Origin of the sequence: Mesorhizobium huakuii (assembly GCF_030160235.1) — a bacterium.
GTDB lineage: Bacteria > Pseudomonadota > Alphaproteobacteria > Rhizobiales > Rhizobiaceae > Mesorhizobium > Mesorhizobium huakuii.
In genome coordinates, this window is the sequence record NZ_BSNY01000047.1 from 499,306 (window position 1) to 522,878 (window position 23,573).

At 63.6% G+C, this 23,573-nt stretch carries 19 protein-coding genes and 2 pseudogenes; 7 read left to right on the forward strand and 14 right to left on the reverse strand.

Annotated elements, in window-relative coordinates; all coding sequences use genetic code 11:
* Positions 1-23 precede the first annotated feature (23 nt).
* The 5 genes from QQK95_RS24620 to QQK95_RS24640 form a co-directional block, all read right to left on the reverse strand.
* The gene (locus QQK95_RS24620; RefSeq protein WP_284277066.1) at positions 24-1,256 is read right to left on the reverse strand and encodes a glycosyltransferase family 4 protein; all 1,233 of its coding nucleotides are present in this window, start codon (positions 1,254-1,256) and stop codon (positions 24-26) included.
* Between the two features lie 194 nt (positions 1,257-1,450).
* Positions 1,451-2,980: a mercuric reductase gene (locus tag QQK95_RS24625; RefSeq protein ID WP_284276980.1), complete on the reverse strand. Its 1,530-nt coding sequence runs from the start codon at positions 2,978-2,980 to the stop codon at positions 1,451-1,453.
* Positions 2,970-4,319, reverse strand: coding sequence for a glucoamylase family protein (locus QQK95_RS24630; protein ID WP_284276981.1), 1,350 nt, complete (start codon positions 4,317-4,319; stop codon positions 2,970-2,972). The genes QQK95_RS24625 and QQK95_RS24630 overlap by 11 nt, the downstream gene beginning before the upstream one ends.
* Before the next feature lie 229 nt (positions 4,320-4,548).
* Entirely contained in the window at positions 4,549-5,298 is a 750-nt protein-coding gene (locus QQK95_RS24635) for an SDR family NAD(P)-dependent oxidoreductase (RefSeq protein WP_284276982.1), read from the reverse strand.
* 103 nt (positions 5,299-5,401) lie between these two features.
* Complete coding sequence (locus QQK95_RS24640) at positions 5,402-6,172, reverse strand: helix-turn-helix transcriptional regulator (RefSeq protein ID WP_284276983.1); 771 nt, start codon at positions 6,170-6,172, stop codon at positions 5,402-5,404.
* Positions 6,173-6,282: 110 nt separating this feature from the next.
* Between QQK95_RS24640 and QQK95_RS24645 the strand changes: the two genes are divergently transcribed.
* From QQK95_RS24645 to QQK95_RS24665, 5 genes are all read left to right on the forward strand, one after another.
* Positions 6,283-8,424, forward strand: a complete 2,142-nt coding sequence (locus QQK95_RS24645) for a hydantoinase/oxoprolinase family protein (protein WP_284276984.1) — start codon at positions 6,283-6,285, stop codon at positions 8,422-8,424.
* A gap of 14 nt (positions 8,425-8,438) precedes the next feature.
* Entirely contained in the window at positions 8,439-10,643 is a 2,205-nt protein-coding gene (locus QQK95_RS24650) for a hydantoinase B/oxoprolinase family protein (protein WP_284276985.1), read from the forward strand.
* Positions 10,640-11,125 carry an acetone carboxylase subunit gamma gene (locus QQK95_RS24655; RefSeq protein ID WP_284276986.1) on the forward strand — a complete coding sequence of 162 codons (486 nt, stop codon included), beginning with the start codon at positions 10,640-10,642 and terminating at the stop codon, positions 11,123-11,125. Before QQK95_RS24650 ends, QQK95_RS24655 begins: the two co-directional genes overlap by 4 nt.
* A gap of 71 nt (positions 11,126-11,196) precedes the next feature.
* The gene (locus QQK95_RS24660) at positions 11,197-12,024 is read left to right on the forward strand and encodes an SDR family NAD(P)-dependent oxidoreductase (RefSeq protein ID WP_284276987.1); all 828 of its coding nucleotides are present in this window, start codon (positions 11,197-11,199) and stop codon (positions 12,022-12,024) included.
* A gap of 270 nt (positions 12,025-12,294) precedes the next feature.
* Positions 12,295-13,608 carry an O-antigen ligase family protein gene (locus QQK95_RS24665; protein WP_284276988.1) on the forward strand — a complete coding sequence of 438 codons (1,314 nt, stop codon included), beginning with the start codon at positions 12,295-12,297 and terminating at the stop codon, positions 13,606-13,608.
* A gap of 36 nt (positions 13,609-13,644) precedes the next feature.
* Here QQK95_RS24665 and QQK95_RS24670 read toward each other — a convergent pair.
* Positions 13,645-13,919: pseudogene (locus QQK95_RS24670) on the reverse strand (LysR family transcriptional regulator); the annotation flags it as partial.
* Between QQK95_RS24670 and QQK95_RS24675 the strand changes: the two are divergent.
* A pseudogene (locus QQK95_RS24675) lies at positions 13,885-14,239 on the forward strand (SDR family NAD(P)-dependent oxidoreductase); the annotation flags it as partial. The pseudogenes QQK95_RS24670 and QQK95_RS24675 overlap by 35 nt on opposite strands.
* A gap of 175 nt (positions 14,240-14,414) precedes the next feature.
* Here QQK95_RS24675 and QQK95_RS24680 read toward each other — a convergent pair.
* Positions 14,415-15,674, reverse strand: coding sequence for a polysaccharide biosynthesis/export family protein (locus QQK95_RS24680; RefSeq protein ID WP_284276989.1), 1,260 nt, complete (start codon positions 15,672-15,674; stop codon positions 14,415-14,417).
* Between the two features lie 84 nt (positions 15,675-15,758).
* Positions 15,759-16,436: a sugar transferase gene (locus QQK95_RS24685; protein WP_202356533.1), complete on the reverse strand. Its 678-nt coding sequence runs from the start codon at positions 16,434-16,436 to the stop codon at positions 15,759-15,761.
* A gap of 600 nt (positions 16,437-17,036) precedes the next feature.
* Between QQK95_RS24685 and QQK95_RS24690 the strand changes: the two genes are divergently transcribed.
* A complete protein-coding gene (locus QQK95_RS24690) occupies positions 17,037-17,312 on the forward strand; it encodes an exopolysaccharide production repressor exox (protein WP_284276990.1) in 276 nt (91 codons plus the stop codon).
* Positions 17,313-17,335: 23 nt separating this feature from the next.
* Here QQK95_RS24690 and QQK95_RS24695 read toward each other — a convergent pair whose 3' ends face one another.
* The 6 genes from QQK95_RS24695 to QQK95_RS24720 all read right to left on the reverse strand — a co-directional run bounded on the left by QQK95_RS24695 (position 17,336) and on the right by QQK95_RS24720 (position 23,174).
* A complete protein-coding gene (locus QQK95_RS24695; protein ID WP_284276991.1) occupies positions 17,336-19,180 on the reverse strand; it encodes an ABC transporter ATP-binding protein in 1,845 nt (614 codons plus the stop codon).
* 8 nt (positions 19,181-19,188) lie between these two features.
* A complete protein-coding gene (locus tag QQK95_RS24700; protein ID WP_284276992.1) occupies positions 19,189-20,178 on the reverse strand; it encodes a phosphoenolpyruvate carboxykinase (ATP) in 990 nt (329 codons plus the stop codon).
* Positions 20,175-22,097: a lasso peptide isopeptide bond-forming cyclase gene (locus QQK95_RS24705; RefSeq protein WP_284276993.1), complete on the reverse strand. Its 1,923-nt coding sequence runs from the start codon at positions 22,095-22,097 to the stop codon at positions 20,175-20,177. Before QQK95_RS24705 ends, QQK95_RS24700 begins: the two co-directional genes overlap by 4 nt.
* On the reverse strand, positions 22,094-22,504 hold the full coding sequence (locus QQK95_RS24710; RefSeq protein WP_284276994.1) for a lasso peptide biosynthesis B2 protein: 411 nt from the start codon (positions 22,502-22,504) through the stop codon (positions 22,094-22,096). Before QQK95_RS24710 ends, QQK95_RS24705 begins: the two co-directional genes overlap by 4 nt.
* Before the next feature lie 88 nt (positions 22,505-22,592).
* Positions 22,593-22,892 carry a PqqD family protein gene (locus QQK95_RS24715; RefSeq protein WP_284276995.1) on the reverse strand — a complete coding sequence of 100 codons (300 nt, stop codon included), beginning with the start codon at positions 22,890-22,892 and terminating at the stop codon, positions 22,593-22,595.
* A 129-nt stretch (positions 22,893-23,021) separates the two neighbouring features.
* Positions 23,022-23,174: a lasso peptide gene (locus tag QQK95_RS24720; protein WP_010913078.1), complete on the reverse strand. Its 153-nt coding sequence runs from the start codon at positions 23,172-23,174 to the stop codon at positions 23,022-23,024.
* Positions 23,175-23,573 lie beyond the last annotated feature (399 nt).

Sequence of the window (23,573 nt, forward strand, 5' to 3'; positions counted from 1 at the left end):
GTGACGTGATGAGGGATGGCTGGTCATTTGCCGTCGTCGTCCAGTGCAAGCCCGGCGTGGATCGCATCGCGGATCGCTTGCGGGCCAAACCGTGCCCATACGGCTTGATGCGCGCGCAGGCGCTGCCTTGCGCGGCGCTCGGTGTCGAGACACAGGCCAATGGCCATCTCGGCAAGCCCTTCGTCGGTGGCCGACAGCAGCACCTCTTCGTCCTCGATCAGGTCCAGGCCCTCGGCCGCCAGCGGCGTCGCGATCACCGGCACTCCCCAGGCCATCGCCTCCAATATCTTGATGCGCGTGCCGCCGCCCGCGTGGAGCGGTATGATGCTGAGATGCGCACCGGACAGAAGTGGCGCCACGCTTTCGGGATTTTCGATCAGTTCGACGCCAGGCAGTCCGGCCAGCGCTCGCACGGCCGCGTCCGGGCCGCGTCCGGCGAGAACGAGCCTGGCACCGGGCAAGGCCTGCCGGATGCGGGGCACTATGGCACGGGCCAGCCGCCCGGCGGCATCGACGTTCGGCGGGTAGCCGAGATGGCCGATGAACAGGATCACCGGAAAGCCGCTGCCGGTCGCGGCCTCAGTGGGCAGCGCCTGTGGAATGTCCTCGATGTTGGGAATTCCATTCGCAACGACATCGATCGGCACCTTGCGCCGGTAAAGGCTCATCAGCTTGTCGCGGTCCTGGTTCGAGCAGACCCAGACCCTGTCGACAATGGCGAGCGCCTTTCTTTCGAGACGCCTGATGCCAAACGATGCCGCCATCGCGGCAAGGCGCGATCCGGCCGTTTTCGCGTCGCCTATTTGCCCTGCCAGGTCGGACTCGACATTGTGCATGTCGAGGATGAGCTGCCTCGCCAGCGGCCTCAAGGGCCGCAGCAGCTTGAACAAGCCGATGCTCTCGACCACGACGGTGTCCGGTCGGAAGTCCCGAACCAGCGCCTCCAACCGGGCCAGGGCGGCGCGCGAAACGCGATGCTCGGCCCTCATGCGCCACCACCCGATCGAAGCCGAACGCGCCTCGCCCTCGATCGAAAGCGTTTCGGCGCGGATCAGCGGATCGGCGGCGGCCATGGCGGTGGCCTTGGGTCGCACTGAAACCAGGCAGGCAGCCCCGAACCCGTCCGCCATCACGGCATTGCGATAGGTACGCAGATCCGCGCCCGAGGTCGGCGGAAACGCCGGTTCGTGGGAGACGACCAGCACGCGTCGCCCGGTGTTGTGCGCCGCCTTGGTGATGTCCGGTCGCGCCCCCATGCGGTTCAAGGCGAACGCCAAAGGCGTCGCACCAAGAGCTGCGCTGCAGGCTCAATCCCAGACGACATTCACCAGGCCCCGAAGCCACAGAAATCAGCTTCGACTTGTTTAACCGAATGGCGCTTTCGTCAAGCGTCGGATTGTCTGTCTTGCGAGGGCGCGCGATGCATGCCGCCGGGGCCGGGCCGCCAGGCTCATCGCCTCGACCAGGCCAGCCAGCGCGCCGCCAGGCGCCTTCGCAGGGAGGTGAACCGGGTTCGCCTGTAGGCGTCGCCCGCCATCTTGATGCCTTGTGCCTGCGTCGGGAAGGGATGGATGACGTCGGCCAGGGCGTGCAGTCCCATGCCCGACCTGATGGCGAGCGTCACGGCATTGATCATCTCGCCGGCATGGGCGGCGACGACCGTCGCCCCCAGGATGCGGTCGGATCCCTCCCGGACATGGATCTTGACGAACCCTTCCTCCTCGCCGTCCATCACGGCGCGGGCAACATCATGCATCAGCACCGTATAGGTCTTGACCGGAATGCCGTTCTGCCGCGCCTCGATCGGATAAAGCCCGACATGGGCGATCTCCGGATCGGTATAGGTGCACCAGGGAACGACGAGCTCACTGAGCCTTTCGCGCCCGCGAAACAGGGCATTGCGCACGACAATGCGTGCCGTTGCCTCGGCGGTATGGGTGAACTTGTATTCCAGGCACACATCGCCCGCCGCATAGATGTGCGGATTGGAGGTCCGCAGGTGATCGTCCACCTTGATGCCGTCGGCATCATACACCACCCCGGCCTCCTCCAAGCCGAGACCCCGGACATTGGCAGAACGGCCGACGCCGGTGATGATCTCGTCAACAGCGATTGTTGTGGTGTCGCCGTCCCGCAAAAGGTCGGCGAGCTTCTTGCCGCCTTCCCTGCGCACCGCCACCACCTCGGTGTTCAGGCGCACCTCCACCCCCTCGCGTGCCAGCGCGTCCGAAAGGATCTGCGCGGCGTCGCGTTCCTCGCCGGGCAGGAACATCGGATCGTTCTGCGCCAGGATGACTTTCGCGCCGAGCAGGCAGAAGGCCTGCGCCGTCTCGCAGCCAAGCGGCCCGCCGCCGATGACCAGGAGCCGCTCGGGACGTTGCGTGAGGTTGAACATGCTCTCATTGTCGAGATAGCCGGCCTCTGCAAGTCCGGGGATCGCCGGCCCGCTCGGATGCGCGCCGGTCGCGACCAGGGCCTTCTTGAAATGCAGCGTCTTGCCGGCGACTTCAACCGTGTTCGGTCCGCCAAATCGCGCTTCGCCGAAATAGAGGTCGATGCCTTCTGAAGCGATGACCGTGGCCGAATCGGCGCGGCTGAGCCGCTGCCGGATCTGCCGCATCCGCATCATGGCCCGCTCGAAGTCGACGGGAAGACGCGTCGGCGTGTCGCCGCCGAAATTCTCGGCATCGCGCATGTCGGCATAGAGCCTGGCCGTGCGGATGATCGACTTCGACGGGACGCCGCCGACATTGACGCAGGCACCGCCGATCAGCCCGCGTTCGATCAGCGCGACCTTTGCGCCAAGGCTTGCGGCGTCACGCGCCGCGGTCAGCCCGGCCGGTCCGGCGCCGATGACGACGAGATTGTAGGGACCGTCGGGCGTAGGGTTCTTCCAATGCGGCGGATGCCCGCTCCGGATCAGTTCGACGTCGTTGCGGTCGACAGGGAAGATAGCGGCCTTTGTCTGCTCATGCGCCATCGTAAGCTCCCGATGCGGAGCCTGCCGGCTGCGCGAGCCAGCCGCCGGTGAAGCCGGCTTTGCCCAGGCCGCGGCGGATGTGCGGATTGGAGCGCATCAGCTCCCAGATCAGCCGCGAGCGGTGGTTCTCGATCATCATCACCACGATGCCCTGGTCCAGCCCGTAATGGCCTTCCGACACCCAGCCGTCGCTGCCGAATTTTCGCCGGTTGGCCAAGGTCGGATTGAAGCCGCTCGGCAGGCGGAAATTGTCGATCACTTGGGGATAGCGCTCGCCGAGATGGCGCAGGGCGGCCAGGCAGATGTCAGGCGCGAAAGGCAGTGACGCGGGATACGACCATGGCGCGATCGTCCCATCATCCGGCCCGAACGGCGCGCCACGGGCGGCATAGCCGGAAAACCGGTGCCTTCGTCGCTCTACACTGGCGCGGAAGCCGCCCGGCCCGTCTCCAGCCGAAAGCCCCCAAAGGTTCTCGCCATAGCCGTCGAAGCCATAGGGGTTGTGACGGGCATACTCGCGGTGGAGATAGGTCGAGCGGCGGCTGTTTTCGAAATAGTCCGAGCCCTTCTCGCGCATGAAGGCGTCGCGGATGCCGGCGAAATCGATCCAGGCATGCGAGAACTGGTGCATGAACAGCGGTCCGCCATAGAGCACGTCATGGCCGTAGATGTTTTCCCACTGGTAGGTCGCCGTCCAGGCTTCGTAACTGTCGTCGGAAGTCGGGCTGTCGGGCGAGGCCATCGACAGCACGTAGAGGATGGTCGCCTCGTTGTAGCCTTCCCAGCCATAGTGGAGAAAACCGCTCTTCGGCTTCCAGCCTTGCCGCAAGGTCGGGCTGCTGCCTTGCGCCCAGCGCCAGTCGACACGCCGGTAGAGCGCTTCGGCCAGCCGCCGGATCTCGGCTTCCTTCTCATCCCCGCCGGAGAAATAGGCGCTGGCCACCAATATGCCTGATATCAGCAAGGCGGTATCCACCATCGACAGCTCGCAGCGCCAGACGCGCAGCCCGGTGCGCATGTCGAGAAAGTGGTAGTAGAAGCCCTTGTGGCCGGTGACGTCGTCGCCACCGCCTTGCGGGCTGGCCGAGAAGAAACGCAGCGCCGCAAGGGTGAACTCCACCGCCGCCGCGCGCGTCATCCAGCCGCGTTCGACGCCGATCGGATAGCAGGAGAGGGCGAAACCGACGACGGCGATGCTGGCCGGCGAATTCGGCCGCGATGTATCGGCGACCAACCCGTTGTCTGGGTTCACATTTTCCAGAAAATAGCCGAAGGCCGCGCGCTGGTAGCGGTCCAGAAGGTCGTCATCGGACAGCGTTGCAGGATCTGCTTCAGGCAAGCGATGCGATCTCCAGCCTGATGGTCGCGACCTCCGTCGATCGCGCGGCGCCGGTACGGCGGCCATGGGCCATCGCCAAACTGTCTCGTTGTGTCATGGCTTCCCGCAAACCCTGTTCTGTCGCCGCCCATTCAAACGCCGGCGACTATACGCCTGTCCAGTTCCGATCGTTGCCTCGTCACGCGGAATTGTAGTTGCACCGGCCAATGTGGAGATGTTCCGGCTGGGATCAATAAGTGGCGCGGCCGCCGGAGACGTCGAAGACGGCGGCGGTCGTGAACGAGCATTCTTCCGATGCGATCCAGCAGATCAGCGCCGCCACTTCCTCGACCTCGCCGAAGCGCGCCATCGGAATCTTGGACAGCATGAAGTCGATGTGCTCCTGTTTCATCTGCTTGAAGATCGCGGTACGCACGGCCGCCGGCGTCACGCAATTCACCGTCACCTTGGTCTTGGCCAGTTCCTTGCCGAGTGACTTGGTCAGGCCGATCACCGCCGCCTTTGACGTGCTGTAGGCGGAAGCATTGGGATTGCCTTCCTTGCCGGCGATCGAGGCGATGTTGACGATGCGGCCATAATTGCGCTCGAGCATGTGCGGCACCAGCGCCTTGTTGCAGTAGAAGACGCCGTTGATGTTGATGTCGATGACCTTCTGCCAGTCCTCGGTCGAATAGGCCCAGGTCGTCATGTTCGGCCCGGTGATGGCCGCGCTGGTGACCAGGATGTCGACGCCGCCAAGCGCTTCGATCGTCCGTGCGGCGGCGCCTTCGACGCCGGCAGCATCGGCGACGTCAATGGCAACACCATGCAGGCCAGGGATGAGAGTTCTCGCCTGTTCGATCTGGGCCGGATCACGGTCCCAGACGCTGATGCGTCCGCCTTCCGCGACAATCCTTTGCGCGACCGCCAGGCCGATGCCCGAGGCTCCGCCGGTGATGACGGCCGACCGGCCAGCGAAGCGTCCTGCGAAGTTCGGCATATGGTCTTCCTCCCAATCGGTGGCGAATGTGAAGTCAATGGCAGCCAAGTTCAAGGCGGGATCGGGCTCGCCAAACGGGATAATGGTAGGCCAGCAGGGAGCGCTATCGGTGCTGAAAAAACTGCAAAAACAGCTCCCGCTCGGTGGTGATGTCGAGCTTCTCGTAGATGCGCCGGCGGTGGTTCTTGACGGTGCCGATGGTGATGCCGAGACGCTCGGCGATGTTGGCTGTCGGATGACCGGCGAGGATCAGCTGCACCAGTTCCCGCTCGCGCAGCGACAGTTCCGGCCACAGGCTCGTCGGGATGGTCGGCTTCTGCTGCGGCGAAGCGCCGGGGCCGGTCGGGGCCGAGGTGCGCGAAAAGTTGCTGCCGCGCGCCTTGGTGTCGAGTGCATGCAGTGCCTCGAACACCGGCAGCCGCTCGTCCAACAGGGCAATCTCGCTGTCCTTGAAGGAACTGGTCGAGCGGTCGAGGAAGATGCCGAGACACCAGTCGCCGCCGTCGGCCAGCATGATGCCGACCTCATCGCAGATTTCCGACTGCGCCAGGAAGCCGGCTATGTACTGGCCGCGCCTGGCTTCCTCGTCGGCCAGTCCCTTGAGAGGCAGGATGCCGAGACGGCGCTCGCGTCGCCACGAGGCGTAGAACGGGTCGAAGACGTAGTAATTGTCGAGATAGCGCCGCACCATCTCGTCCGAGAAGCGCCGGTGCTTGACGAATTCGGGAGTCTTGGTCGCTGAGTAGCGGGTGACCGTCACCAGGTCGTGCGCAATGTCGGCGCCGATCAGGTCGATCAGGCAGTCGACATGCCGGTCGGTGCCGGTGGCGGCGATAGCCCTGGCCAGCGGCGCCCAGATGTTGCCCATGCGCATGCCCTTTTCTCGGCGAACCGCGCCGTGCGGTCATTGTGTCTTTAGGCATATGGCGCGATCCGCGCGATCGAATCTAGCCTGCGGTCATTCTCGAAGAGGGAAGGCGACCCGTGGACCAGATCACTACCAACCCCATCGTCATCGGCATCGACGCCGGCGGCACCATGACCGACACGATCCTTGTCGATCAGGACGGCCACTTCAAGATCGGCAAGTCGGCGACCACGCCGAAGAACGAGGCCGAGGGTTTCCTCGCCTCGGCCGAGGACGCGGCCGACGCCTGGGGCATTTCGCTGGAGCAGCTGTTCTCCGGCGTCAACGTCGTGCTCTATTCCGGCACCGGCATGCTCAACACGCTGCTGTCGCGCACCGGCCGCCGCCTCGGCCTGATCACCACCAAAGGCCTGGAAGACATGATCCTGATGGGCCGCGGCCTGCAGGCCTGGGCGGACTATTCCTACGCCGACCGGCTGCACGCGGTGACACACCAGCATCCCGATCCGTTGGTGCCGCGCCGCCGCACCCATGGCGTCACCGAGCGCATCGACCAGTTCGGCGACATCATCCTGCCGCTCTACGAGCATGAGGTCGCTGCCGCTGCCAGGAAGCTGATCGCCGACAAGGTCGAGGCGATCTGCATCATGACGATCTTCTCGCACGTCAATCCGGTGCACGAGAAGCGCATTGCCGAGATCTGCCGTGAGGAGATCGCCAAGGCCGGCGCCGACATCCTCGTCTACACCAGCCATGAGGTCCGCCCGGTCATCCGTGAACAGTCGCGGCTGAATTCGGTGCTGATCGAGGCCTATGCCACCTCGCGCGGCCGCAAGCAGCTCAAGGGCATCGAGGACGTCTCCAAGAAATACGGCTTCAAATATGGCGTGCAGACGCTGCTCTCCTTCGGCGGCCTGACCTCGATCAATCATCCGCGCCTGCATGAAACGATGATCTCCGGCCCGATCGGCGGCATTCTGGGCGCGGCCTATGTCGGCAAGCTGATCGGTAACGATTCGCTGATCTGCTCGGACATGGGCGGCACCTCCTTCGACATGGGCGTCATCACGCGCGGCCAGACCCGGATCGAGAACGAGCCGTTGATGGACCGCTTCAAGCTCAACGTGCCGACGCTGCATCTCGATACGATCGGTGCCGGCGCCGGCATGATCCTCAAGGTCGATCCGCTGACCAGGAAGGTCTCGCTCGGGCCGGAAAGCGCCGGCTCCGATCCCGGCCCGATCTGCTTCGCCAAGGGCGGCACGGAGCCGACCATCGCCGATTGCGACGCCATCCTCGGTCGCCTCAATCCATACTATTTCCTCGGCGGCAAGGTCGTGCTGCAGGTCGAGAAGGCCAGGGCCGCCTTCGAGGAAAAATGCTCGCGCCTGCTTGGCGTCGGTGTCGAGGAAGCCGCCGAAGGCATGATCGACATGCTGGAGGCCGACGCCAACAACGCTTTGCGCCGCGTCATCTCAGGCCAGGGCATCCACCCCTCGGAATTCACGCTGCTCTCCTATGGCGGTTCGGGTCCGCTGCATCTTGCCGGCTGCTCCAGGGGCATCGGCTTCAAGGACATCATCACCTTCCAGTTTGCTGCCGCCTTCTCGGCCTTCGGCTGCACCACCGCCGATTTCATGCGCCGGCATTCGGTGTCGACGCAGCACGACATTGGTGCGCGGGCCAGCGACGACGAACTGGTCGCCTTCGGCAGGAAGGTCACCGCCGTCTGGGACGACCTCACCAAGGCGGCGGTCGACGAGATGATCGTGGACGGCCATGCACGCGAAAAGATCAAGACCGTGCCGTTCCTGATGATGCGCTACACCGGCCAGCTCGAGGATGTCGAGGTGATGGCGCCGCTGCCGGCCATCCAGTCGGCCGACGACATGCGCAGGGTCATCGACGAGTTCGAGGCGGTCTACGCCAAGGTCAACCATCGCGTTTCGCGCTATGGCGAAGCCGGCTTCTCCATCACCGAGCTTGGCCTCATCGCCACCGCCGACAAGGTCAAGCCGGTGCTGCTCAAGCGCCCGCTCGGCAAGTCGGATCCGTCATCCGCCCATAAGGGCGTGCGCGAGGCCTATATTGGCGGCCGCTGGCACAAGGCCAATCTCTACGAGATGGACCTTCTGCAGCCCGGCCACGAAGTCATCGGCCCGGCCATCATCGAACACCCCGCCACCACGCTCGTCGTTCATCCGCAGGACCGTGTCCATGTCGATGAATGGACGCTGCTGCACTACACTCACGCTTGAGAAGGGCGAACGCCATGCTGGACAAACCCGCCTCCGCGCTGCGCATCCGCGAGCGGCTGATCGAATCCGAACGGCTCATGGAAGAGACTGGCTGCTATGACGGCATAACCGAATTGCAGCTGCGCAACCAGGATCCGCTGAAATTCGAGACGCTGCACACCAAGCTGCGCGCCTATTGCGTCTCGGCGCGCGAAATGGCCCGCCGCATCTCGGCTTCGCCGGGCGTGCGCGAGGTCGGCGAAATGGTCGTCGCCATCTACACGCCGGAAGGCGATGCGATCGCGCTGTCCAACGGCATCATGGTGCATGTGCACACGATGAGCCGCTTCATCAAATGGATGATCCGCAACGGCTACGAGGAAAACCCTTGCATCCGCGACGGCGACATCTTCGCCAACAACGATGCCTTCATCGGAACCGTTCAGGTGCCCGACGTCATGGACGTCGTGCCGATCTTCCATTCGGGCAGACTGGTCGGCTGGGCCGGCGCGGTCTGCCATGAACTCGAGGCCGGCGGCATCACGCCGGGCGGCGACGTGGCGCTGGCCCAGGAGCGCTTTACCGAGGGCCTCTTCGTCTGCGCCGAAAAGGTCGGCGAGAACGACGAGATCCGCCGCGACTATGTCATCCGCTGCGAGCGCAATCTCAGGATGCCGATCTACTGGGTGCTCGACGAGAAGGCCAAGGTCGCCTCCTGCATCGACATGCGCGAAAGCGTCAAGGCGCTGATCGACGAGATCGGCCTGGACTACTGGATGCAAGTGTCGAAGGAGTTCATCGAGGAAGGCCGCCGCGCCCAGCTCGCCCGCACCCGCCAGCTCACCGTGCCCGGCATCTATCGCGGCCACACCTTCTACGGCCATGTCACCAAGGGCAAGCCGGGCTACCAGCCGCTCGGCGATCCCGACTGGCTCTACAACATCCCGATCGAAATGGAGATCACCACCGACGGCAAGATCATCATGGACTTCGAGGGCACACAGCCCTGGGGCTATCATTCGATGAACTGCACGCCTGCTGGCATGGATGGCGGCATGTTCGTGACGCTCACCCAGCACATGAACTTCGAGGGCCTGGTCAATGACGGCGCCTGGATGGCGACCGAGCTGAAACTGCCGCACGGCACCTGGACCAACCCCGACAACGAGATGGTGGCGACCGCCACCTCATGGGCCTTGCTGCTGCCGGCCTATGGCGTATTCCAGCGGCTCTTGTCGCGCGCCTTCGTCGGGCGCGGCTTTGTCGAGGAGGCCTTCGTCGGCCAGGTCAACAGCCCGATGATCGAGATGGGCGGCACCAGCCAGTACGGCAAGCTGTTCGGCATGGCGCATTTCGAGTGCGCCGCCGCCGGCTCCGGCGCGCTGGCGATCAAGGATGGGCTCGACACCGCCTATGTCGGCTGGAACCCGGAATCCGACATGGGCAATATTGAAATCTGGGAACAGAACATGCCGATGGTCTATATCGGCCGGTCGATCGTTGCCAATTCCGGCGGCGCCGGCAAATATCGCGGCGGCTGCTCCTTCGTCTCGACCTGGCTGGTCAGCAAGACCGATCATCTCAGGCTGGTTACCTCGGAGCATTCCTCCCGCGTGTTCGACAATGGCGGCATGTGCGGCGGCTATCCGGCGCCGACTTGCCAGAAGCACCGCGCCGTACGCGACTCAAATATCTTCGAACTCGCCGAAAAGCGGGCGCCGCTGGCGCATCACACCGGCACCAACCCGCATCGCTCGGAACTCGAACTGCGGCTGCAGGGCGAGCATGTGACGATGGAAGGCCCTTACATCACAGCCCCGCACAAGACCGGCGACGTCTTCACTCATTCCTACAACGGCGGCGGCGGTTATGGCGACGTGCTGGAGCGCGACCCTATCAAGACGGCAGCGGATGTCGAGAACGGCTACCTCACCAGGGAAGCGGCCGAAGGTATCTTCGGCATCATGCTGGATGAGGACGAGGACGGCTATCCCGTCGCCAACCTCGAGACCACCAAGCGCCACCGCGCCGAAATGCGTGCCAGGCGGCTGGCCAAGGCAAGGCCGGTCTCGGAGTGGATCGCCGCCGAACGCGGCCGTGTCGAAAAGGCCGATTTCGCTCCGGAAGTGAAGAAAATGTATGCCAGCGCCATCAAGCTGTCGTCGCACTTCACCAGGGAATTCAGCGATTTCTGGAACGTCGACGCCAAATCGATCTTCATGCCGGGAGCAAAGCCATGACCTCGTACAGCAAGGAAGTCATCGCCGATCTGGTCGCGGGCACTTTGCCCTGGCCGCAGACGCGCCGCGTCATGAGCGCCTACAAGGATGACGACCGCTTCTTCAAATATGTCGCGGTGCTGCAGGACCGCGTCGGCTGGAAGGACCCGATCCTGCTGCCGGTCTCGGATCACCTCTTCATCTGCCAGAGCGGCGACGAGCGCGTGACGCGCTGCGAATGCGGTCACTCCTTCGGCGACTATCGCAAGAACTGGAAGCTCAAGGCTTCGATCATCGTGCGCAACACCGAGGAGACGCTGCGCGAGATCTATCCCAACAGCGATATCCCCGATCCGCAATGGATGGAGATCCGCGAATTCATCTGCCCTCAGTGCGGCACCATGCACGAGGTGGAAGCGGCCGCGCCCGGCTATCCCATCGTGCACGATTTCCAGCCCGATCTCGAAGGCTTCTATCGCGAATGGCTGGGCAAGCCGCTTTAGGGGGAGCTGAACCGCGTCGACAAAGACTGCGGAACCTGATTGCCTGCCCCCAACCATTGGAGAAGCACGCGATGACAAACCTTGCAGGGCGCGGTGCCATCGTCACCGGCGGCTTTTCCGGAATGGGTTTCGCCATTGCCGCGGCCTTGGCTGAAGCCGGCGCCAATGTCGCCGTCGGCTCCTACATCGCGCCTGCCGGCGCCGACAGATCCGACGCCGCCTATTACCCCGGCACCGACGAAATCGAGCGCGTGCGCGCGGCCCTGTCGGCCCACGGCACCAGAGTGCACGCTGCTCACCTCGATGTCCGCGACAGCGAGGTCACCAACCGTTTCATGGCCGAAGCCGAGGCCGTCATCGGTCCCGCCGATATCCTGGTCAACGCGGCTGGCACCACCGCCGAGCAACCGGTCTGCGGCCATTCCGACGCGCTGTGGGACAAGATCGTCGACACCAACCTGACCGGCGCCTTCCGCGCCACCCGTGCCGTGCTGCCCGGCATGATCGGGCGCGGCTGGGGCCGCATCGTCAACATCGGCTCGACAGCGGCCTCCGTCGGCTGGAAGGACAACCCCGCCTATTGCGCTTCGAAAGCCGGCCTGCTCGGTCTCACCCGCTGCGTGGCGCTGGAGGGGGCGGCGCATGGAGTCACCTGCGTCATGATCAGCCCAACCTGGGTCGAGACCGAACTGATGCGCCGCAACGTGGCGCAAGTCGTCGAACGCGAGGGCAAGGGGCGCACCGCTCAGCAGGCGATGGCCGAGATCGCCAGGGGCAACCCGCAGCAGCGCATGCTGCAGCCGCAGGAAATCGCCGCGCTGGCCGTGTTCCTGTGCTCGGACCTGGCCAAAGGCATCACCATGGAAAACATCCAGATCGCCGGCGGAGCACTGTGGTAGCGTGTTCGCGGTCGCGGCCCTCACGGAAGGGGCGGTATGGATAAAATCCAACCGACAGGGAAACTGGCGGGCGAGCCACCGGCTGATCTCTCCCCGTTCGCGCCTGTAAGACAAGGTGACCGGATTTGCCATTGAGCATGCGGTGCGATAGGTTATATTGCACTGCACAATGGAGATGCCGTTTATTGCACGCCCCTGTTTGCGGATATGCCGGCCGGTTTGCGGCCTGCCGGACTTGCTGGTCTTGGGCCGCGCCGACGGGACTCTGAGATGAAAATTCCAAAGTCCCTCCTGGTCGATCCCGAGAAGAACTCGGTCTACGGCGCTTTTGCCGTTGCCGTTTCGATCTGGGCGTTCTCCTATTCCGTCATTTTCGGCCAGGTGCTGATCCTGGCCTACTACGCCGTCTGGCTTCCGCTCATCCTGGTCGACTACCGGCGCTTCCTGCGGCAGCTCTCCAGCGCCTGGCTGCCGCTGCTGTTCGCGGCCTATATCTGTTTTTCCATCTTCTGGTCGCAGGCGCCCGGCGTCACTGCCAGAACGGCGGTCCAGTACCTGTCCCACATCGCCTGTGCCTATGTCGCGGCGCGCACCGTCAGCGTGCGGACCCTGACGCTCGGCGCCCTGGTCGGGATATTCTTCGTCATGCTCTATTCGCTCAAGGTCGGGGCCTATTCCGAGGACGTCCTTGACGGCACCTACAATTTCGTTGGCGCCTTTGCCTCCAAGAACCAGATCGGCTTCGTCGGCTCGCTCGGCATCTATTTTTCCGTGGTGTTCCTCGCTTTCCTGCGGCGTGGCCGGCTGAGTTTCATGCTGACTGTTCCTGTCGTGCTGTTGTCGGCCTACCTGCTGGTCATTTCGCATTCCGCCACGTCGATGGCCTCGATACCGGCGGTCCTGGCGCTGATCGCGCTTCTTGCCATGACTAAGCTTTTGTCACGGCGCTATCGCCGGGTGATCTTCGTGGTCGGCGCCGGCCTGATCGTCGTGGTGGCCTTTGTCGCCCTCAACCTCGGGCTGATGGACTTCGTGCTTGGCCTCTTCGGCAAGGATTCGACGCTCACCGGGCGGACCTATCTGTGGGAGCAGGGCTGGAACGCCGCGCAGCGCTCGCCGATCCTCGGTGTCGGCTATGCCGCTTATTGGGTGCAGGGCTTCGCCGAGGCCGAGCGGCTGTGGAACGAATTCTACATCACCACCCGCACCGGCTTCCATTTCCACAACACCTATGTCGAGGCGCTTGTCGAACTCGGCTTCACCGGAGCGGTGATGATCTCGCTGATCATGCTGCGCACGCTCTACGGCCATGTTTCGACGGTGATTTTCAAGGCATGGCAGGCCGAGTCGGTGGTGCTATTCGGCGTGATGGTGTTGCTGCTCATCCGCTCCTTTGTCGAGGTCGAGGTGCTCAACCCCTACATCATGGGCTCGTTCCTGATGTATTTCAGCTACTTCAAGCTGGCGCGGCTGCCGGTCACCCGCACGCGGTGGTCGCCGGCCTTCGAACCGGCGGATGCGCCAAGGGGCGAGCCGGCCTGGCCACGGCATGTCGGCCGTCCGGCCGCCGCCGATCAGGTGTGAACGGCCGTCTCGCGACCGGGTTCGCCCCCATGTCGGACGCAGGGGATCAGGCGCGCCCGCACGCCACGCGGCCAGTCGATCGCAGGACATATAGACGCCTCCAGACAGATCCGGTCCTTCAGGCCGTGAAGATTGAGCAGCAAGGTTTTGCGGTCGTAGACGACGCGGATCGCAATGTCCGTCGCGGGGGGCTGTGCCAGCGCCACGCGCAGAAGCCCGCGCACGCTCTGGTCGCGACCGAAGACGCGCGTCTCCAGCTGGTGCGACGACGCTTCCATCTGGTTTGCGAGATCGAGGACCTCCTCGCCCGCAAAAGGCGCCTATGTCTTCATCACCGGTCGGGGGCAGTTGGCCGCTCGACGAGGCCGTCAGGCTGATTGGCCGGAATGTCACCGGCGTGCGCGGCGACGCGGCCAATCTCGACGATCTCGACCGTCTGTTCGACACGGTCAGGCGGGAAAAAGGCAGGATCGACGTCCTGTACGCGAGCGCCGTCATCGGCGAAGCCGTCCCACTGGGCGAGATTGCCGAGCAGCATTTCGATGCGACCTTCGGCCTGAATACGGGCGGCACGCTGTTTACGGTTCAGAAGGCGTTGCCGCCGTTCACCGATGGCGGAGCGACCTTCATAGGTTCTGGTCGCCCGGGCCGTCCCTGAGAGCCCACGCGGCCTGGGTCATGATCCGGGTCCGGACGCGAGGGCTTCGGGTTTCCGCCTGGCATCGCCGCGGAACAAATAAATCGAGACGATCGCGGAGCGGCCCTGCGTTCCGTGAAACGATGAACCGCTCGGAGAGGCGCGCGACCTATTGGCTGGCCAGCGGCGCCAGCTTGACCTTGATCACGTCACCGGGCAGCACCGGTGTTTCTTCCTTCGCCGCGATTTCGCTGGTCTTGCCGTCGACATTGCGAACCAGCGAATAAAGCAGCGTAGGCTGCTGGCCGTTGGTGATGGCGGCTGTCGTTGCCGGATCGCTGGCCTGGGCGATCAGGCCTTTCTGCATATTAACCTTCAGCGCGGCCTCGTTCAGGTCGGCTTCGGTCTGCTGCCGATCGGCGGCGAGGCTCGAACTCAACGTGTTCTGGGCATCGATTGCGTCCTGCGTCGCCTTGCTGATAGCCTGCTTGGCGGTGAGGATGGCCGTCTCGTAGTCGAGGATCTTGCCCTGCAGGTCGGTGACGGACTGCTGCGAATCCAGGAGCCTGGCATTGGCGACCAGGCCCTTCTGCGCCAGCGGACCGATGCTGGTGAGCTGCTGCTGCGCCAGGTCGACCTGCTTCTGCTGGTTGACGATCTTCTTCTGCAGCGATTCGATTTCGGCCTGAAGGACACTCTTGAGATCGTCGAGCGCCTCGAGCTTCAGCTTCAGCGCCTTCTGATCCGCCGTCAGGATCGTCATCTCGTCGGCGACGATGGTCGGCAGCCGCGGATCGCCCTCGACCTCCTTCGGTGCTTCGAAACTTGCCTTGCCGGCCAGATCGGCATCGATGCGGGCGCGCCTGACGAGCAGCCGGACGCGCTGGTCGTCGGAGATATCGAAATTGCCCTTGGCGGTGACCAGGTCCTTGCCGAGTTGGGGGCCGTAGTCGGCGCTGCGCCTGATGCCGCCGGCGACGCTGATTGCTTTCAGCACCGTAAGATCGGGCACAAAGGGAAACTGCCCGGGGTTCTGCACTTCGCCCGAAATATAGAAGGGCCGGAACTGCGCCATCTCGACCGAGGCCTCGGGTTTGTCCGACAAAGCGAGCTTGTGCTGCAGCGCCTCGCCGATCGCCGCCGCGACTTCCGCCGTGGTCTTGCCGGCCGCCGGCAACTCGCCGACGAAAGGCACCGACAGCGTGCCGGCTGGTCCGACCGTATATTCGCCGTTGACTGCCGACCAGTCGCGGAACGTGCCTTCGACGGTCTGCCATTCGGCGATGCGGACGTTGAGCTTGTCCTGCGAGCCGAGCTGATATTCGCCTGACATGGCGACCTGGGGAAGGAAAGCGAGCGATATTGCAAGGCAGGTGGCCATAAGCCGAGAGCGGCCGGAAAAGCGGCCGCTGCCAAAGGCTTCGAACATGTCTTTTTTCAACTGAACGTTCCGATCCGTTTTAGCCCCATCGCCCGATGAGCTTGCCGCCGGATGCCTGGTACTGGCGGTCGGTCAGTAAGAGCCGCGTGACATCCAGACGGCCGGCACGGTCTTGATGATGATGCGCACGTCGCCGAACAGCGACCAGTTCTCGACATAGTGGCGGTCGAAAGCAACGCGGCTGTCGTAGGAAACGTCGTTGCGGCCGCTGACCTGCCACAGGCCGGTCAGGCCGGGCCGTGACTTCAGATAGTAGACGGCGGCGCTACCGTAGATTTCCAGCTCGTCGCGCACCACCGGGCGAGGCCCGACAAGGCTCATGTCGCCCTGCAGGATGTTGATGATCTGCGGCAATTCGTCGAGGCTGAGCTTGCGCAGCACCGCGCCGACGCGGGTGACTCGCGGGTCGTTCTTCAGCTTGCGGGTGGCAATCCATTCCGCATTGGCCTCCGGATTGGTGGCGAGGTAGGCGGCCAGCACCTTGTCGCCGTCCGGAACCATTGTGCGGAATTTCAGGCACGGGAAAATCCGCCCGCCGCGCCCGATTCGCCGATGGCCGTAGAAAATCGATCCACCGTCGGAAAATTTGACCAGCAGCGCTATCATGATGAACAGCGGGCTGAGAGCGATCAAACCAACCAGTGAACCGAAAATATCGAAGCTGCGCTTGATGAGGCCGCCGATCGGCGGCGGAAAATCGGTGTCAGCCTGCGAAAAGCCCGCCGTGGCCGACTTGGCAATATCCCTCATGCGGAAACTCCATGCGTTGAACGAATGGTTCACCACACGATACCAAAAAAATGTTGCAGCGCAACACACAATTTCCTGGCCCATTGAAATAGTCACGTCATGAATTGACTAAATAATAAGCTAGCGATGCACATTTTTCAGGATGTTTAGCACATTTGTGACAATAAATGGGCAAGCGTAAAAAAATGCGGACCTTTTTGGGGCGAATCTGGGGCAAGGCGTTCTCGCAGGCCCTGAATGGTACATATTAGAGCTTTAGGAAGGCGCGAAGTTCCCGACTATTAACATAAAATACTACACAATATTGGGAATTGTACTGAAACGAGTCGGCGGCTTCAGGTTGAGTGAATTGCGGTGGTGTGCGTTGCAGCATGGCAGAGTCGATCGCGCAAGCTCAATCAAAAATATGTGCGGTTGCCCTTGCCGCCTTCTGCTCGCCTTAATAGAATTGCAAATTATACCTGTCAGAGTGGCGACAGGTTGAAAGGCCGGAAGCAACCGGTCGATAGCGGGCACCTTTACAAGCCCGCATGACAAGGGACGGCGCTCGGGTGGGGCTATCGTTTGATATAACCCGGGCCGGTTTATGGGCTGTTGGGTATGTCGCTTCCAAAATTCATCGTTGGGATGATTTTCGCTCTTGCAATCGTCGTCGCCTGGTCATGGCTTGGCGGCGCTTCGCTGGGCACGACGCTGATGCGCGTCATCATCTGCGCCGTGATCATCCAGGCCGGTTATTTCGTCCTGGTCTATGCCATGATCGCCAGGAGTGCGCCGACGCAAGCCGACAGGCTGCGCGAAGCTGAGAGAAAGCTGAGTTCGCCCGACGTGACCGAAGGCGAGAAGCTGGGCAACGCCCGGCGCGGCCTGCACTAGTTCCTGCAAGGATATCCGCGGCCTCAGGCCACATTGGCGGGTTCGGTTTCCGACTGTTCCCCAGACAGCATCCTCGACAGCCGGCTCGCCGGCTTCGCCTTCAGCCGCTGATACTGCCCGACTTCCACGACGCGCCCGTCTTCCATGGCCACCACCCAGTCGGCGAAGGCGATCATCGATGGCCGGTGCGCGATGGTCAGGATGGTCATCGCACCGCGCAATCCGTCGATCGACCGGGCGATCAGCGACTGGTTCTGCCAGTCGAGCGCGCTGGTCGCCTCGTCGAGGATGAGCAGCGACGGCTTGCGCAGCAGCGCACGCGCCAGCGCAATGCGTTGGCGCTCACCGCCGGAGAGCCGCACGCCGCGGTCGCCGACCACCGTGCCGAGCCGCTGGTCGAGCCGTTCGACGAAGTCACCGGCATGCGCGGCGCGCAGCGCGGTCCACAGATCGTCGTCGCTGGCCCGCGGCGCTGCAAGGCGCAGGTTCGCCGCGATCGTGTCATGCAGCAGGAACACGTCCTGCGGCACATAGGCCACCTGATCGCGCCAGCGCCGGCGATTGCTGGCATCGATCTCGACGCCGTCGACCAGGATCCTGCCTTCGGTCGGCTCGAGCAGGCCGAGCAGCATGTCGGCGATCGTGCTCTTGCCCGATCCCGAAGGGCCGATCAGGGCCGTGACCTTGCCGGCCGGCAGGCCGAAGGTGATGTCGCTCACCACCGCCTTGCCGGAGCCGTCGCCGTAGCTGAAGGAGACGCCGCGAATATTCAGCCCGGTATCGAGCGACAGCTTGCCGGCATTTTCAGCTTCGGCATGGCCCGGTTCGCGCTCGGCGTCGAAACGGGCCTGCAGGCTGCGCATGGCCGTATAAGCGGGCAGGTTGATCAGCACTTGCTGGGCCTGGGTCTGCATGTCCATGAAGCGCGGCGCGATGCGCATGAAGACGAGGAGCAGCACGACAATCTCGGCCAGCGACAGGTTGAAGCGGACCAGCGCCACGTAGATGAACAGGCTGAGCCCCACGACGCTCGCCACCTGGAACACCGCGGTGCCGATCGAACTGTTTCTGACATAGTCGATGTTGTCGGCCTTCATCTTTTCCAGCGTCGCCTGCAATTGCGCGAAATAGCTGGCCTCGACATTCAGGCTCTTGGCCACCTTGATGCCGCCGAGGAATTCCGAGACCGTCCGGTACTGATCCTGGCGATTGCTGGTCAGGACGCGCCCGAAAGCGGTTGCGCGCGCGCGAAACGGCTGCAGCGCTATGAACATCACGATGCCGATGACGACCGCAAACGCCGTCATGACCGGCGAGATGAACATCGAGATCACGAGATAGCCCACCAAAAGCACTGCGATCTGCACCAGCATCAGCAGCGAGAAAGCGGCGCCCTGGACGCGATCGATGTCGCCGGTCAGGGCATGGTCGAGATCCGAACTGCGCATGCGCGAGAACACGCCCCAGCGCGCTTTGCCGATGCTCTCGAACAGGTTCATGCGCAGGCGGTTGATGAAATCGAAGAGAAGCCTGGCCATGTAGACCGACTTGAAGCGGTTGAACGCTGCCTGCACGGCAACGAGCCCGACCAGCGCGCATAGCACCGTCGTCAGTTGCAGCGTTCCGTCCGGCACCAGCCAGCGCACGAAATCATTGTTCGGCAGCCGCACCGCGAAATCCTGGTCGGCACGCCCGACCAGGTGCAGCAGCGGCACGAGCAGCAGGATCGAAATGCCTTCCGTCAGGCTGCCGAGGATCAGGAACAGCAGCGCCGTCCAGGTCCGCCGCCCGCCGATCTGGGCGATGACGGCGCCGAACGCGGCGACATCGCGAAACAGCGACAGGCGAAGGATCGAGGATTTCGACATGATTGCGCTCACCGCTGCCGAAAGCTGGCCGCCAGATCGCTTTCGATCAGCGCCACGGCCTCGCCAATCCTGTCGAGGCCGGTCGGAACTTCCAGCCGGAACACGCCGACATGGTTAGCGATTGCTGAACATTGGCGAAGATGCAGCGCCGCGAAATCGTCGGACAGCGCCGCGCGGCCGAACCGCGTCACATAGGAGAACTTGATGATCGCCGGCAGGGCGGCAATGCCGGGCAAGGGCGTGATCGCGGCCTTTGTGCCGCGCTCGAGGACATAGATCCCGGTCGCCGGCACCATGCAGCCGGAGAAGGCGCCATGCAGGCGATGCTGCATCTTCTCGATCGCCGGATGCACTTGCGGCCGCACTTCAGCCTGGCCGAGCGAGATCGCGGCCGCGGCGTCGGCGGCAAGCTTGATCTGGGGAAAGCCCGGAACGATCATCGGCGCGTCCGGTCTGGCGAGATCGAGCGCCACGACATCGTCGGTAAGCAATTCATGACCGGCCCGGATCAGCGCGCTTGCCGTCGTCGATTTGCCGGCGCCCTTGTCGCCCATGAAGATGGCGCCTCTGCCGGCCGCCGCTATGGCGCTGGCATGCAGGACAAGCAGGCCGCGCCGGTGCAGCAGCAGCGCCATCACCGGCCCGAGCAGCGGGAAGGCAAGCAGGGCGTCGTCGACCCCGGGCGCCGGCTCGATGTCGATGCGGCTGGCATCGCTGATCAGGAAGGCGCCGACGGCATGCCACGCCAGATATTGCCGGTCGGGCTCGAAGCGGAAGATCGTCGCGGCCTCGGACGAAGGCTTCGGCATGTCGATCGTGCCGATGGCGATCAGGATATCCGCTGCCGCTGGCTCGGCGGGCTCCAGCTCGGGCAGTGCCACGTCGGATGCGATGGTCAGGCCGTAGGCCTGGTAGTAACGCTGCTCCCGCATCATCCCGCCATGGGGAGGAGGAGGATCGCCGGCAGATGTGGCGAGCGGCTGGTTGCGAGGCATCATGCGGGGCTCCCGCCGTGCTGGACTTGCCGCAGCCACAGTGACAGCGAGGCCGAACGCCAGACATACTGGATGTCCAGCGGCGCCGGCTGATCGGGCTGGCGCAGCAGCCGCGCATAGGCGGCGCTCACCTGCGGCAGGTTGACATAGGGCGCGATACGGCCGGCATCCGAAACCAGCAGCTGCTCCAGGAGGTCGCGGTGGTTGCGCACCATGCCGTTGACGAGATTGGCGGTGAAATCGATCTTGTCGCGCCGCCACTGCACCGCCGCCGGCAGGATGCCCTCCATGGCCCGGCGCAACACATAGCGTCCAAAGCCGTGGCTGAGTTTTTCCTCGCCCGGCAGCGCCAGGCAGAATTCGACCAGCGGCTTGTCCCAGAATGGATAGCGCGGTTCGACGCCGAAATTGGCCGCCGCCTTGTCAAGCACCTCGAAAGAGTGCGGCACATAGCCGTTGGACAGGATCCAGCGATGGCTCAGCGCGTCGCTGGCCTGGACGCCGGGCGGCATGTAGCCGGCCCGATGGAAGCGGTCGATGAGTTCAGTCCGCCTGGCCAGGTCCGGATTGATCAGGTCGCGCCAGCTGCGGCCGCGCTGCATTTGCGTGGGCTTGCGTATCCTGTTCAGGGCGCGGTTCGCCAGCTGTCTCGCCTTGGCGATGCGCCAGGCCGGTCCGTAAAGGGTCAGGAACTGGAAATACAGGCCGAGCGTGCTGTCGCCATAGGTATTGGAGGCGCTGCGGACCTCGCGCCAAAGGTCCAGCCACCGGCCGCCATTGGCAAGCTCGTGCAGATGGCCGTGGCCCTGCGAGACGACCTCGTCGCCGCCATGGCCGTCGAGCAGCACCTTGATGCCTTTGGCGCCCGCCGTCCGGTAGATGCCGCGGGTCAGCGTCAGGCCCGGCGCCAGGAAGGTGCCTTCCTGTTCCTCCAGCACCCGCTCGAACTCGGCGAAAGGCGCATAATTGCCGACGGGGATCAGCGTCGGATCGGTCTTCCGCTGGTCGAGCACCGCATCGATGAAGGCCCGTTCGTCCATCGACGAGCCCTTCTCGAAAACCAGCGAAAAGGTCGGCAGCTTGGGTTTCTGCTCGGCGGCGTTCTGCAGGCCAGCGACACAGGCGATCGACGAGGAATCGAGGCCACCGCTCAGCATCGCGCCGACCGACTGGCTTCCGCGCATGCGGTTGCGCACGGATTGCGAAAACAGATGCGCGAATTCCTCCGCTGCATCCGACCGCACTGGTCGCGCCGACGGTTCGATCTGCCAGTACCGGCGCAGCACCACCTGTTGCGCGGTGACAGTCAGGCTGTGGCGCGCCGGCAGGCTGAAGATATCGCTGTAGGGCGTGGATTGCGGGTCGTCGGGAAGCCCGGCCAGGAATCCCGAAATACGGTGCTCGCTGATGCGTGCGCCGACCCCGTCAAGCCCAAGCATCGGCCCGATCTCGGAGGCAAAGGCAAAACGCTGGTCCGCCGCGTGATAGTAGAATGGCTTGACCCCGAAATGGTCGCGTGCGCAAAACAACAGCTGCCGCTCGGCATCCCAGATCGCAAAGGCGAAATCGCCTTGCAGGTGCACGGGGCAGGATTCGCCCCAGCGCAGATAGGCCCGCATCACCAATGTCGCGTCCGCAACCGACTTGTCGCGTATGCCGAGCCTCGCCATCAGCTCGTCGCGATTGTCCAGCCGGCAATCGGCGGTGATGGCGAGCTTGCCGCCGGCCATCGTCAGCGGGCCGGGGCCGGCTTCATCCGTGGTGTTGAGCCAGGCGTGGCCAAGGGCGATGGCGCTGTCCAGCCACCATGAATTTCCGTCGGGACCGCGATGGCGCATGCGGGCCAGCATCCGCTGGATATCGGTCGCCGCGTCCGCCGGCGTGGGGGCCTGTCGCAGCAGGATTCCGGCCACGCCGCTCATCGGCTGCCGTGGTCGACCAGATGCGCGAAACCATCGACGGAGCCGCCAAGCACGACATGGTTGTCGCTGACCAGCCAGGCATGCGCCTTCAACTGCTCGCCCGTGCCGCGTTCGATGCCGATGCGGATGTTGGAGGCATTACCCTGGCGCGCGAGAATATATTGGCCAGAAAGCGCTTGGGTGAGGCAGGTGGCGCGCGGCACGAACCGTGCGGCGGCGGCAACCCCCCAGGCGACGAGCCGCAGCTCGCCCATGCTGGCGCACTGGCGCGCGTTGAGCCGGGTCACCATGCCGCGAACGCGGTTGTAGGAGAACAAGGTCAGCCCCAGCCGGACGGTCGCGACCACCAGCAGGCAGTGGCAGAGAAAAAGGGCTTCCGAGCCGCTCAGCGACAAAACCCTGGCCAATCCCCTTCCGGGCCGGCGGTTCGCCGGCCTCGGTCTTTGCTCCGTCGCAGGTCTCTGTCGCGAGATCATGGCCTTCTGCGGAACCTGCCTAGACAAGTGCCTCATTGTGCAGCCTCGCAAGTCCGTTTTCGGCGAAACCCTTCAGCAAGGCATCGACGTCGGCCTTGCAGCGCTCGGCGTCGACATTGTAGCGCGCAAGCACGGCGCTATGGATATCGGCGATCGACTTCGGTTCCTGGATCTGCTCCCAGATGAACGCGCCGACGCCGTTGAGGCTGTAATAGATATTGGATTTCAGGTTGAGAAGCGCGAGGCCATCGCCGAATTCACAGGCCACCGCTTCGCCGGTGGCACATACGCAATCGTGCTCGGATGGGTTCCAGTTCATGCCAAAACCTCGTTAGCAACTCTACGCGTCGTCAGTTCAAGGGGGAAAGTCGGGGATTTTCATCCCCGGCTCCATTTACGATCTTCAATCCTGGAGGCCCAACGTCACTCCCCCAGAACCAAGCTAGTCTCAGGAGAACGTCAGATCGCCAATCGGGGTGTGCGCCGGAAACGACGCGTCGATTGCCGTGCTGCCGCCACCGCCCTGGGTGATGGTTTCGATCGAACCATGTACCGTCAGGCTTGGCGTTTCGTACTCATGCTTTTCAACATTCTGTTCCATTTTACTCTCCAATGAGGACTGGAAACGGCCTGTCGAGTGCCGTCAGCACTTTCATGCTGCGATGCAATAGCTGCATAGCAACATTTATGAGTCAAGCCGGATTTACTTCTGGTTAATCAATTACGGGTTGCGGGCGTCACCATGCGTGTGCGGAATGCTTAAGATTCCGCCTCTGTCGAGCTGAAGCCCGGTGCAGTCTGCCTTCAGCACTGGCGATTCTTTAAGCAATTGAATTTGCTTGCATAAAAATTCCATAGCGATGGCGCTTTTTTAGGCATGGCTAAAAAATGGAGTTCTTGTTGGCCAGCCGGTGTCGATGATCAGCTGAAGCGCCTCGATTGGGTCGGAATTTCAGCCGTATGTTGCGCCGCTTCGAGGAAGGGCGGCTAACGCTCTGGT